Genomic DNA, 11940 nt, shown 5'->3' with positions numbered 1-11940 from the left:
CCCCGCCGGGTGATCATGGGCGTGCACAACACGCTACAATACACCAACAAGGCAGCCGATGGGCCCCTGGACCAGGGCCAATGACCCAACACAACGCCAGGCCGGCGGCCCCGCGCCCCCGCGGCGTCCTGCTCATGCTGGTGCTCGGCACCATCGCTTTCGCCATCCTGATCGCGCTCGGCACCTGGCAGGTGCAGCGCCTGCACTGGAAGGATGCGCTCGTCGCCCAGATCGCGGAACGCACGCAGGCTGAGCCGCTGCCGCTGGCCGAGATGGAAGTGAAGTATCGCGCGACAGGTGACGTCGACTATTGGCCGGTGCGGCTGACCGGCACTTTCGACCACGCCGGTGAACGACACTTCTTCGCCACCTGGGAAGGGCAGTCCGGCTTCTACATCTATACGCCATTGAAGCTGGACGACGGGCGCTATGTTCTCGTCAACAGGGGCTTCGTGCCTTATGAGCTGAAGGACGCAGCCAAGCGTCCGACCGGACAGATCGAGGGCAACGTCACGGTGACCGGTCTTGCCCGCAATCCGCTCGACGCCAAGCCGGGCTCGCTGCTGCCTGACAACGACACGGCGAAGAACATCTTCTACTGGAAGGACCGCGATGCGATGGCCAAGACCGCCGGCCTGCCAGCGGATGCTGTCGTGCTGCCGTTCTTCGTCGATGCCGACAAGACGCCCAATCCCGGTGGCCTGCCTGTCGGTGGCGTAACCATGGTCGAGATGCCCAACAACCACCTGCAATACGCGGCGACCTGGTATGGGTTGGCCGCAGCGCTGCTGGGCGTCATGGGCTTCTGGCTGCTGCGCAGGCCCGAGCCGAAATGACTGTTGGAAAGACGTGAGTCTCGGCAGACGCACGACGTTCCAACCGTTTTCAGTTTTCGCGTCGTGCTTTCCGAAATCCGGTTCCAGATTTCGGTCCGATGCGTCGGCCGCCCTTGACAGGTAGGGGGCGCAGACATCATTTCGGCACAGAACCAAGAACGGATGCCATGCTTCAGACCGTGACGAAACCGCCCCTGACCATCAGGCTCTGCCAGCCGCGTGGTTTCTGCGCCGGCGTCGACCGCGCCATCCAGATCGTCGTCCTGGCGCTGAAGAAATATGGCGCGCCGGTCTATGTCCGCCACGAAATCGTGCACAACCGCTACGTGGTCGAAGGGCTGCAGAATCTCGGTGCCGTCTTCATCGAGGAACTCAGCGAGATCCCCGACGAGCATCACGATTCGCCTGTCGTCTTCTCCGCCCATGGCGTGCCGAAATCGGTTCCGGCCGACGCCCAGGCGCGCAATCTGTTCTATCTCGATGCCACCTGTCCGCTGGTCTCCAAGGTGCACAAGCAGGCGATGCGCCACCAGCGCCAGGGGCGCCACGTGCTCCTGATCGGCCACGCCGGCCACCCCGAGGTGATCGGGACGATGGGGCAATTGCCAGATGGCGCGGTGACGCTGGTCGAGACCGAGGCGGACGCTGCCAAGCTTGCGCCCGCCAATCCCGAAGCGCTCGGCTTCGTCACCCAGACCACGTTGTCGGTGGAAGACACGGCCGGCATCCTCAGGGCGCTCCAGGAGCGCTTCCCGGCGATGCAGGCGCCGGCGGCGGAGTCCATCTGCTACGCCACCACCAACCGCCAGGATGCGGTGAAGGAAACGGCGCCGGGCGCCGACCTCTATCTGGTCGTCGGTGCGCCGAACTCGTCCAATTCGCGCCGCCTCGTCGAGGTCGCCGAGCGTTTCGGGGCGAAGATGTCGCTCCTTGTTCAGCGCGCGTCGGAGATACCGTGGAACGATATCGGCGGCATCACTACGCTTGGTCTGTCGGCAGGTGCTTCGGCACCCGAGATCATCGTCGACGAGATCATCAACGCCTTCCGCGAGCGCTTTGAAGTGACCGTGGAACTCGCCGTGACGGCGACCGAGACGGAGGACTTTCCGGTCATGCGGGTATTGCGCGACGTCGAGCTGACGCCAGCCGACATGGCCTTCGTCAACGGTACGCGCTGATGGCGGTCTATACCGACGTCACCGAAGGCGAACTCCAGGCCTTCCTGCGCAACTATCCTGTCGGCGAATTGCTTTCCTACAAGGGCATTGCCGAGGGCACCGAGAATTCCAACTTTCTGCTGCATACAACGTCGGGATCGTACATCCTGACGCTGTATGAGAAGCGGGTCGAGAAGGCGGACCTGCCGTTCTTTCTCGGACTGATGCAGCATCTCGCCCACAAGGGCATTTCATGCCCGCTGCCGGTCGACGGCAAGGACGGCAACGTCATTGGCACGCTGGCCGGACGCCCCGCCGTCATCATCACCTTCCTTGAGGGCATGTGGCTGCGCAAGCCGCAGGTCGTGCACTGCCGTGAAGTCGGCAAGGCATTGGCCGAGCTGCACATCGCCGGCCAGGACTTCACCATGACGCGGCCCAATGCGCTCGCCATCGACGGCTGGCGCAAGCTTTGGGATGCGGCCCGCGGCCGTGCCGACGAGGTCGAACCCGGTCTCGCCAGGGAAGTCGATGCCGATTTCGCCGAGTTCGAGGAGAGCTGGCCGGCCGATCTGCCGGCAGGTGTGATCCACGCCGACATGTTTCCCGACAATGTCTTTTTCCTCGGCGACGAGCTGTCGGGCCTGATCGACTTCTATTTCGCCTGCAACGATCTCTACGCCTACGACCTTGCCACCTGCCTCAACGCCTGGTGTTTCGAGAAGGACTTTTCCTTCAACCTGACCAAGGGCACGGCCCTGCTCGAAGGCTATCAGAGTGTCAGGCCGCTGAGTGAGGCGGAGAAGGCAGCGCTGCCGATGCTGGCGCGGGGCTCGGCCCTGCGCTTCATGCTGACGAGGCTCTACGACTGGCTGACCATCCCCGACGGCGGTCTGGTGATGAAACGCGACCCGATGGAATACATCCGCCGGCTGCGCTTCCACAGGGCGATCAGGTCGCCGCAGGAATACGGACTGAAATGAAGCATATAGAAATCTATACCGACGGTGCCTGCTCGGGAAATCCAGGGCCGGGCGGCTGGGGCGCGATGCTGCGCTACAACGGCAAGACCAAGGAATTGTCGGGCGGCGAAGCCGAGACGACCAACAACCGCATGGAACTGCTGGCGGCCATCTCGGCGCTGAACGCGCTGAAGGAGGCCTGTGAGGTCGACCTCCACACCGACAGCAAATACGTGATGGACGGGATCTCCAAGTGGATCCACGGCTGGAAGAAGAACGGCTGGAAGACGGCCGACAAGAAGCCGGTGAAGAACGGCGAGCTGTGGCAGGCCCTGGACGAGGCCAACAGGCGTCACAAGGTGACGTGGCACTGGGTCAAGGGCCATGCCGGCCACACCGAGAATGAGCGGGCCGACGAGCTGGCACGCGAGGGTATGGCGCCCTTCAAGAACGGACGCAAGGCATAGGCCTGAGCTGCTGTAGAGGCCGAGCGGGGCGCACAGCCAGAAGGCTGCGCGCCTCTTCTTAATTTCAGAGCTGTTCGAGGATGCGGGCAGCGCCCGAGTCGATCGCCTGGCCCGGGGTGCCTTCGAGGTTGAGGTGCGTGACCTTGCCGTCCTCGACGATCATCGAATAGCGCTTCGAGCGCAGGCCCATGCCGTTGGCCGACAGATCGAGGTCGAGGCCGGTGGCGCGGGCGAAGTCGCCGCTGCCGTCGGCGAGGAACAGCACCTTGCCTTCGCCGCCGCTGAAGCGGGCCCAGGCGCCCATGACATGCACGTCATTGACCGAGACGACCGCGATGGTGTCGACGCCGCGGGCGACGATGGCATCGAAGTTCTCGACATAGCCGGGCAGGTGGTTGTTGCTGCAGGTGGGTGTGAAAGCGCCTGGAACTGCAAACAGCACGACCTTCTTGCCGGCGAAGAGCTCGTCGGAGGTGATGTTCTTGGCGCCATCGGCGGTCATGGTCTTGAAGGTGGCCTGGGGCAGCTTGTCGCCGATCGAGATGGTCATGAGGTTCCTCGCATGTGGTGTTCGAAAGATCGTCCCGCGACACCTAGCCGAAATGGCTGGCCAGTCCAACGGGCTGATGTTGGTGCAGCGTTTCTTCGCTCAGGGGTAGGGCAGGAAACCCTCGACGGCGCTGCCGTTCGACGTCAGCGTGTAGGGCAGGCCCTTGCCCGAGGGTTTTGACGTCGGCCGGTCCAGCACCTTGACCGAAAAGGACAGCTTGCCGTCCTGTTCGTGGCGCTCGGGCGTGCCGAGCATGTAGCCATCGGTGCCTGCAATGAAGATGTCGACCGCTTCCTGCGCTCCCGGCGCGGTCGCATCGATCGAAATCTTCTCGCCTTCGCCCACTGCCAGTTGCGCGCCGAAATCCGCGCTGGCGGGCGCGGGAAGCGCTGCAAGGGCCTCGCGAACGAGCATGGCATTCTCGGCATTGTCGGGGTCGGACGCCGGGTCGAGCACCAGCTTCGCCTGCACCGGCACGCAGATGGTCTCGCAGACGCCGAGGAATATGTTGGCCGTGATTGCGGTCGGCGCATCGGGCGAGGCCACGGTGAAGCTCACCGGCAGGCGCACCGGGTAGTCGTAGCCGGCCCATTTCGAATAGCCGTCGTCGTGACGCTGCGGTGCGGGAAAGGCGAACTCCGCCGCCGACACGTTGGTGCTTGTCGAGATGTCGATCTGCGGCGGTACGCCAGAACTGCCGGGGTCGCGCCAATAGGTCTTCCAGCCACGCTTCAGCTCGATGTCGAGCACGCCCTGGAGCTTGCCCGAGGCATCGGGCTTGCCAGTTGTCACGAGCCGGAAACGCCCGCCATCGGTCTCGTACCAGGCCGAAGACGAGGCAAGCGCAGGCCCTGTTGCCAGGATGGCGATGCCAAGCGCAGCGATGGAAGATGCGGCAAAAGTCATGGCGCTGATTTGATCGTCTCCCGTCGTCATCGCAACATGCCCAAGCGTCACTTCAGCATCATTTTTGCGTGACGTCATAGGCCCCGGATACCGCGCCGGCCATTGCGTCGCTCTTTAAAGGCAAGGGAAAACGCGGTAGCATCGAGGTATGGACCTTCTCCGCCAGAAAAAAGGCGCCTCGCAGCGCGGCTTTCTCGACGACCAGTTCCTCATCGCCATGCCCGGCATGAAGGACGACCGGTTTTCGCGCGCGGTCATCTACATCTGTGCCCACAGTGACGAAGGCGCGATGGGGCTGATCATCAATCAGGTGCAGCCGTTGTTGTTCCCTGATCTTCTTGTACAGCTTGGCATTCTCGACGAGCAGGAGGCGATCCGCCTGCCGGGAAAGGCCAAGGACTTCATCGTCCGCAATGGCGGTCCGGTGGACCGCAGCCGCGGCTTTGTGCTGCACACCGACGACTACAAGGTCGAGTCCTCGCTGCCGGTGTCGGAAGAGATTTGCCTGACTGCCACCGTCGATATCCTCCGCGCGATCTCGGCAGGGCGCGGGCCGCGCCATGCACTGATGGCGCTGGGCTATTCGGGATGGGGTGCGGGCCAGCTCGAAAGCGAAATCGCCGAGAATGGCTGGCTGACCTGCCCGGCGACGCCGGAGCTGCTGTTTGATACCGACATCGACCGCAAATACGACCGCGTGCTGGCAACTCTCGGCATCGATCTCGTCAGGCTAAGCGGCGCCGCCGGTCACGCCTGAGCCAGCGGGTACTGTTCCTTCAGCATCTTGAGCGCCTGCTCGCCGGGAACCGGCGCGCCGAACATGAAGCTCTGCACATATTCGCAGCCCATCTGGCGCAACTCGAGCGCATCGCTCTCGTCGGAGATGCCTTCGGCCACCACCGACAGGCCCAGTTCGTGCGCCATGTTGACCATCGACTTGATCAGCACCGCGCGCTTGGGCGAGGTATCGTCGACAAAGCTCTTGTCGATCTTGATCGTGTCGAAGGGGAAACGCGTCAGATAAGACAGCGACGAATAGCCTGTGCCGAAATCGTCGAGCGACAAGCCGATGCCCAGCTGCTTGAGCTTGGTCAGCACGTGGTTGGTCTGCTCGGGATTGTCCATCACCAGCGATTCCGTCAGCTCCAGCCGGAAGCAGCGCGGCTTGAGGTTGGCACGCGCGATGACCGAACGCACGTCGCTGACGAGGTCGCGGCGGATGAGCTGGCGGCTCGACAGGTTGACCGACACCGACAGCGGCGCATCGCCGATCTGCTTCTGCCAGTCGGCGAGGTCTTCCGCTGCGCGCTGCATGGCGAACAGGCCGAGCTGGACGATCAGGCCGCAGCTTTCGGCGACCGGGATGAAGTCACCTGGCGGGATCATGCCGCGGCGCGGGTGATCCCAGCGCAGCAGTGCTTCGAAGCCGGCGACGCTGCCATCCTCCAGCCGCACGATCGGCTGGTAGGCGAGGGTGAATTCCTTGCGCTCGATGGCGCGGCGCAGATCGGATTCGAGCTGCAGGCGGTCGGTGCCGACGGTGCGGAATGCCGGGCGGAACGGCTCGATGCGGTCGCCGCCGAAGCGTTTGGCCTGGTGCATGGCAAGCTCGGCGTCCTTGACCATGTCCTCGGCCGAACCCTGGGCGGTGTTCCAGGTGACAAGGCCGACCGACGCGGTCAAAACGATCTCGCGCTTGGCAAAGGTGATCGGCGCCTTGATCGCCTGCTTGATGGCGTCTGCAACAGCTGCGATGCGCGACGGATCCTGTTCCGACAGCAGCAGGAGCGCGAACTGGTCGCCGGCAAAACGCGACAGCGAGTCCTTGGGCTTGAGCAGGCGGTGCAGGCGGCGCGCGATGGTCAACAGGATGGTGTCGCCGGCCGAGATACCGAGCCCGTCATTGACCTGCTTGAAGCGGTCGATGTCGATGACGAAGACCGATGGGCGCACTTTCTCTTCGGTGCGGGCGATGGAGATGATCGCCTCGAGCCGGTTCATGAACAGTTCGCGGTTGGGCAGCCCGGTCAGGTTGTCATGCACGGCATCGTGCAGCAGGCGCTCTTCGGACTTCTTCTGCTCCGTCACGTCGACCATGGTGCCGACGCAGCGAATGACCTCACCGTCGGAGCCGATGACCGGCCGCGCCTTGAGCTGGAACCAGTGGTAATGACCATCAGCGCCGCGCAGGCGGAAGCTTTGCGACACGCGGCCGCGGCGATGCTCCAGCACCACGTCTAGCGTCGTGCGGAAGGTGTCGCGGTCGTCGGTATGCAACACCGGCAGCCAGTTACGGGCAGCGCCCCCCAGGCTGTTGGGCGCAAGGCCGAGCTGCAGGCTGACATCGGGGCGGGTGACGACGCGGTCGCGCAGCACGTCCCAGTCCCAGACGATGTCGCCCGAGCCGGAGATCGCCAGCGCCTGGCGCTCCATGTCGCTGAACAGGCCCTGGTGCAGGGCACCGCCGGCAAAGGCGTGCTGCATGACCGTGAAGCCGATGAGCAGGATGATCAGGATCAGGCCGCCACCAAGCGCGGGCTGGACGATGTCGTTGTCCAGAATGCCGGTGATGGCCATCCACGAGCCGGCGAGCCAGATCAGCACCATCGCCCAACTGGGCACCAGCATGATGGCGCGGTCGTATCCGCGGATGCTGAGATAGACGATCAGGCCGAGGCCGGTGATGGCAGTGGCGGCAAACGAGATGCGGGCGATGCCTGCGGCAACGGCCGGGTCGATGATGGCGACGCCGGCGATGAGCACGAGGCCGAATATCCAGACGAAGGCGCCGTAGCTGAAATGGCCGTGCCATCGGTTGAGATTGAGATAGGCGAACAGGAAGACAACGAATGTTGCCGCAAGCGACACCTCCGTTCCCGCTCGCCATATTTGCTCGTTTCCGGGTGAGACCTCGATCACCTTGTTGAGGAAGCCGAAGTCGACGCAGATATAGGCAAGAACGGCCCAGGCAAGTGCTGCGGTGGCGGGGAACATCGAGGTGCCCTTGACCACGAACAGGATGGTCAGGAACAGCGCCAGCAGGCCGGCGATGCCGATGACGATGCCGCGGAACAGCGTGTAGGAATTGACCGTGTCCTTGTAGGACTCAGGGTCCCACAGATAGACTTGCGGCAGCTTTGGCGAGGCGAGCTCGGCAATGAAGGTGACGACTGTGCCGGGGTTGAGCGTGACCAGGAACACGTCGGCGTCGGGGCTCGCCTGGCGGTCGAGCGCGAAGCCTTCCGACGGCGTGATCGCGGCGAGGCGGCTCGAGCCGAGATCGGGCCAGAACAGGCCGGAGCCGACCAGGCGGAAATGCGGCGCAACGATCAGGCGGTCGAGCTGCTGGTCGGTGGTGTTGGCGAGCGCAAACACCGCCCAGTCGCCGCTGGAGCGCTTGTCGTTGGCTTCCACCTCGATGCGGCGAACGATGCCGTCGGCGCCGGGGGCGGTGGAAACCTGGAAATTCTCGCCCTGATTCCGGTAGATCTCGACCGCGCCCGTGAGGTTCAGCGCCACGTCGTCTCGGGAAATCTTGATGGGCTCGACGGCAAATGCCTGCGACACCGCGCACATGCTGGCGATGACCGAAACGATGAGCGCAAACAGGGGCGCCAGCAGGAAATGCTTCGACAAGTTCAGCCCTTCATGGTGACGGCGTGCGGATCGTCCGCAATCAACGCGTAGAGATAGTGGTCGTGCCATTCGCCGTTGATCCTGAGATAGGATCGCAAAAGTCCTTCGCGCCGGAATCCGGCTTTTTCAAGCACGCGCACTGAACGCGTATTGTTGGGGATACAGGCAGCCTCGATCCGGTGCAACCGGAGCGTATCGAAGGCGTGGCGGGCCACCAATCTGACGGCATCGACCATGAAGCCCTGGCCGGCGTAACGCTCGCCGATCCAGTAGCCGATATGGCCTGTCTGGGCGACGCCGTAGCGGATGTTGCCGAGTGTGATTCCACCCACCAGCTTGCGGGTTGCGTTGTCGTAGATGAAGAAAGCGGCGGCCGTGCCCTGGATGAATTCGTCCTGGTAGCGGGCGAGACGTACCCGCCACGCCGAGCGTTGCAGCTCATCTGGCGCCCAACGCGGCTCCCACGGCTCGAGGAACGAGCGGCTGTCGGACCGCAGGGTCGACCATTCGTGGAAATCGCGCCAGTTGGGCAGCCTGAGTGTGACGCGTTCGCCTTTCAGCGCCGGAGGTTCGCGGCGAAAGAGCGAGAGCGAGAACATGGCTGCAATGGCTGCTCAGACGGCAAGCTTGCGGGCGGCCGCCTGTCCGCCCGGCAGCGAATCCAGCAGCGATTCGTAGGGCGCGAGCGTGCCGACTGGGCCAACGGCAGTGATTGTCGGGCGGGTCGAGAACAGCCGCGAGGCCAGGTCCGTCAATCTCTCCGTGGTCAGCGCCTGCAGTCGCTCCATCAGCTCCTCCTTGGCGATCGGGCGGCCGAACAGCAGCAGCTGTCGGGCGATCTGCGAAGCGCGGCTGGAGCTGCTTTCGGCCGACATGATGAGGCCGGCTCGGTACTGCGCCCGGGCACGATCGAGCTCTTCCTGGAGGATGTCTTCGCCGGCCTTCTGCAGCTCACCGATGATGACCGGCAGCAACTCGGCGATGTCGGACTGGCCGGTGGCGGCGTGGATGCCGAAGATGCCGGTGTCGGAGAAGCCCCAATGGAAGGCGTAGACCGAGTAGCACAGGCCGCGCTTCTCGCGCACTTCCTGGAACAGGCGGGACGACATGCCGCCGCCAAGGATCATCGACAGCACCTGCGAGGCGTAGAAGTCGCGCACATGATAGGCGCGGCCTTCGAAGCCGAGCACGATCTGCGCGTCCATAAGGTCGCGATCTTCGCGGAAGTCGCCGCCGACATACTGTGCGTATTGGGGGATGGCGCTTTCTGCCTTGGTGCGGAAACTGCCGAGCCGCTTCTCGACCTCACGGACGAATTCATCGTGCTTCACGTCGCCGGCGGCGACCACGACCATCCGCTCGGCGCCGTACTGGCGCTGCATGAAGTCGTGCAGCTGCGCCGAGGTGAAGGACTTCACCGTCTCGGGCGTACCGAGGATCGAGCGGCCGAGCGTCTGGTGGCGGAAGGCGGTTTCGGTGAAACGGTCGAAGACGATGTCGTCGGGCGTGTCGTGTGCGGCGCCGATTTCCTGCAGGATGACATGCTGCTCGCGCTCGAGCTCATCGGGATCGAACTCGGAATCCTGGAGGATGTCGGACAGGATGTCGACTGCCAGCGGCACGTCGTCGGACAGCACCCGGGCATAAAACGAGGTCGTCTCGACCGACGTGGCGGCGTTGATCTCGCCCCCGACATTTTCGATTTCCGAAGCGATCTGGAAGGCGCTGCGGCTCTTCGTGCCCTTGAACGCCATGTGCTCGAGCAGATGGGCCATGCCGTGCTCGTCGTCGCGCTCGTTGCGCGCTCCCGACTTGACCCATGTCCCTAGAGCTACGGTCTCGACGCTCGGAAGTGTTTCGGTGGCTACTGTCAGGCCGTTCGACAGACGGCTTACCTCAACACTCATATTCCTGCGTACTCCCTAACGCGCCGCCCGTGTGCGGCGGCTAATGTAATCTTCCACCATTTTTATCTCTGATGGAAGTACCGTGAAGTTTTCCTTACGTTCCATCAATCCCGACAGCCAATTCGGCAAAGCCGGCTCGATGCCGGAGGCTGCCTTGACGGCGGCGGGGAATTTGGCCGGGTGGGCGGTGGCAAGCACGACCATCGGCACGTCGCTGGCCGGTTCGCCCGCAGCAACATGCATCGCGGTTGCGGTATGCGGATCAAGCAGATAGCCGCTTGCATCAAGCACCTTGCGGATCGTGGCCGCGGTCTCGTCCATGTCGGCGCGACCGGCGCCGAACTCGGCGCGAATGCTGGCCAGCGCCTTGGCCTCGATAGTGAACGCGCCCGACTGCTTGAGGCCGGCCATGTAGCGCCGCACCACCGCCGGGTCGCGGTCGGAGGCTTCGAACAGCAGGCGTTCGAAGTTGGATGACACCTGGATGTCCATCGAAGGCGAGGTGGTGGCGACCACGCCGGTCTGACGATATTCGCCGCTCTTCAGCGTGCGGGCCAGGATGTCGTTGTCGTTGGTAGCGATGACGAGACGATCGATCGGCAGGCCCATGCGCTTGGCGGCATAGGCAGCGAAGATGTCACCGAAATTGCCTGTCGGCACAGTGAACGATACCGGCCTGTCGGGCGCGCCGAGCGAGATGGCCGAGGAGAAGTAGTAGACGATCTGGGCCATGATGCGGGCCCAGTTGATCGAGTTCACGCCCGACAGCCGCACGCGGTCGCGGAAGCCGTGGTCGTTGAACATGTCCTTCACCAGGCCCTGGCAGTCGTCGAAATTTCCTTCGATCGACAGCGCGTGCACGTTGGCGGCGGTCGAGGTGGTCATCTGGCGCTGCTGCACAGGTGACACGCGCCCATGCGGGAACAGGATGAAGATGTCGGTACGCTCGCGTCCGGCGAAAGCCTCGATGGCCGCGCCGCCCGTGTCGCCCGAGGTGGCGCCGACGATGGTCGCGTGCTGGCCGCGTTCGGCCAGCACATGGTCCATCAGGCGGGCCAGCAACTGCATGGCGACGTCCTTGAAGGCCAGCGTCGGGCCATGGAACAGCTCAAGCACGAAGGTGTTGGCGCCGGTCTGGATCAGGGGGCAGACGGCCTCGTGGCGGAAGCTGCCATAGGCCTCGCGCACCAGGCGCTCGAACACGTCGGGCTTGATCTCACCGCCGAGGAAGGGCGCCAGCAGCCGGATCGCGAGGTCGGCGTAGGGCAGGCCGCGCATGGCGCGAATCTCGGCCGGGCTGACGGTCGGCCATTCCGCCGGGAGATAGAGGCCACCGTCGCGTGCGAGGCCGGCCAGGACTGCATCGGAAAATCCAAGCGTGGGCGCTTCCCCACGGGTACTCACATAGTGCATATCTATCCGTTCCAAGGCGCAAGGACCTGCCGGTAATCGGCGGGACGGGGAAAACTGCGCTCCATCAGTCGCATTTTTGCCGTGCGGTTGATATAGAACGACTGCT

11 protein-coding genes are annotated in these 11940 nt (G+C 64.0%); 5 read left to right on the top strand and 6 right to left on the bottom strand.

The features are described 5' to 3' along the window. Positions 1-80 precede the first annotated feature (80 nt). The 4 genes from NDO48_RS26585 to rnhA all read left to right on the top strand — a co-directional run bounded on the left by NDO48_RS26585 (position 81) and on the right by rnhA (position 3422). A complete protein-coding gene (locus NDO48_RS26585; RefSeq protein ID WP_267322711.1) occupies positions 81-836 on the top strand; it encodes an SURF1 family protein in 756 nt (251 codons plus the stop codon). Between the two features lie 167 nt (positions 837-1003). Further along, the gene (ispH, locus tag NDO48_RS26580; protein WP_018426815.1) at positions 1004-2014 is read left to right on the top strand and encodes a 4-hydroxy-3-methylbut-2-enyl diphosphate reductase; all 1011 of its coding nucleotides are present in this window, start codon (positions 1004-1006) and stop codon (positions 2012-2014) included. Beyond that, entirely contained in the window at positions 2014-2976 is a 963-nt protein-coding gene (locus NDO48_RS26575) for a homoserine kinase (protein ID WP_018426816.1), read from the top strand. Before ispH ends, NDO48_RS26575 begins: the two co-directional genes overlap by 1 nt. Then, on the top strand, positions 2973-3422 hold the full coding sequence (gene rnhA, locus NDO48_RS26570) for a ribonuclease HI (RefSeq protein WP_018426817.1): 450 nt from the start codon (positions 2973-2975) through the stop codon (positions 3420-3422). Before NDO48_RS26575 ends, rnhA begins: the two co-directional genes overlap by 4 nt. A 64-nt stretch (positions 3423-3486) precedes the next feature. On the opposite strand, the gene NDO48_RS26565 is transcribed toward rnhA, so the two are convergent. Continuing rightward, positions 3487-3972: a peroxiredoxin gene (locus tag NDO48_RS26565; RefSeq protein WP_018426818.1), complete on the bottom strand. Its 486-nt coding sequence runs from the start codon at positions 3970-3972 to the stop codon at positions 3487-3489. A 99-nt stretch (positions 3973-4071) separates the two neighbouring features. After that, on the bottom strand, positions 4072-4908 hold the full coding sequence (locus tag NDO48_RS26560; protein WP_245262133.1) for a protein-disulfide reductase DsbD domain-containing protein: 837 nt from the start codon (positions 4906-4908) through the stop codon (positions 4072-4074). Positions 4909-5026: 118 nt separating this feature from the next. On the opposite strand from NDO48_RS26560, the gene NDO48_RS26555 reads away from it, so the two are divergent. Further along, positions 5027-5635 (top strand): YqgE/AlgH family protein, encoded by a 609-nt coding sequence (locus tag NDO48_RS26555; RefSeq protein ID WP_018426820.1) that lies wholly within the window; start codon positions 5027-5029, stop codon positions 5633-5635. Here the strand turns inward: NDO48_RS26555 and NDO48_RS26550 are convergent. The 4 genes from NDO48_RS26550 to thrC form a co-directional block, all read right to left on the bottom strand. Beyond that, complete coding sequence (locus NDO48_RS26550) at positions 5626-8454, bottom strand: EAL domain-containing protein (RefSeq protein WP_051091945.1); 2829 nt, start codon at positions 8452-8454, stop codon at positions 5626-5628. The two genes, NDO48_RS26555 and NDO48_RS26550, sit on opposite strands and share 10 nt — an antisense overlap. Positions 8455-8516: 62 nt before the next feature. Further along, positions 8517-9113, bottom strand: coding sequence for a GNAT family N-acetyltransferase (locus tag NDO48_RS26545; RefSeq protein ID WP_267322710.1), 597 nt, complete (start codon positions 9111-9113; stop codon positions 8517-8519). 15 nt (positions 9114-9128) lie between these two features. Continuing rightward, positions 9129-10421 (bottom strand): M16 family metallopeptidase, encoded by a 1293-nt coding sequence (locus NDO48_RS26540; protein ID WP_026226958.1) that lies wholly within the window; start codon positions 10419-10421, stop codon positions 9129-9131. A gap of 15 nt (positions 10422-10436) precedes the next feature. Further along, positions 10437-11834, bottom strand: a complete 1398-nt coding sequence (gene thrC, locus NDO48_RS26535) for a threonine synthase (protein ID WP_018426824.1) — start codon at positions 11832-11834, stop codon at positions 10437-10439. Positions 11835-11940 lie beyond the last annotated feature (106 nt).

Origin of the sequence: Aminobacter sp. MET-1 (assembly GCF_026521175.1) — a bacterium.
Lineage (GTDB): Bacteria > Pseudomonadota > Alphaproteobacteria > Rhizobiales > Rhizobiaceae > Aminobacter.
Note: the sequence above shows the minus strand (reverse complement) of the source record. Positions and strands in the feature narration are given on the sequence as shown.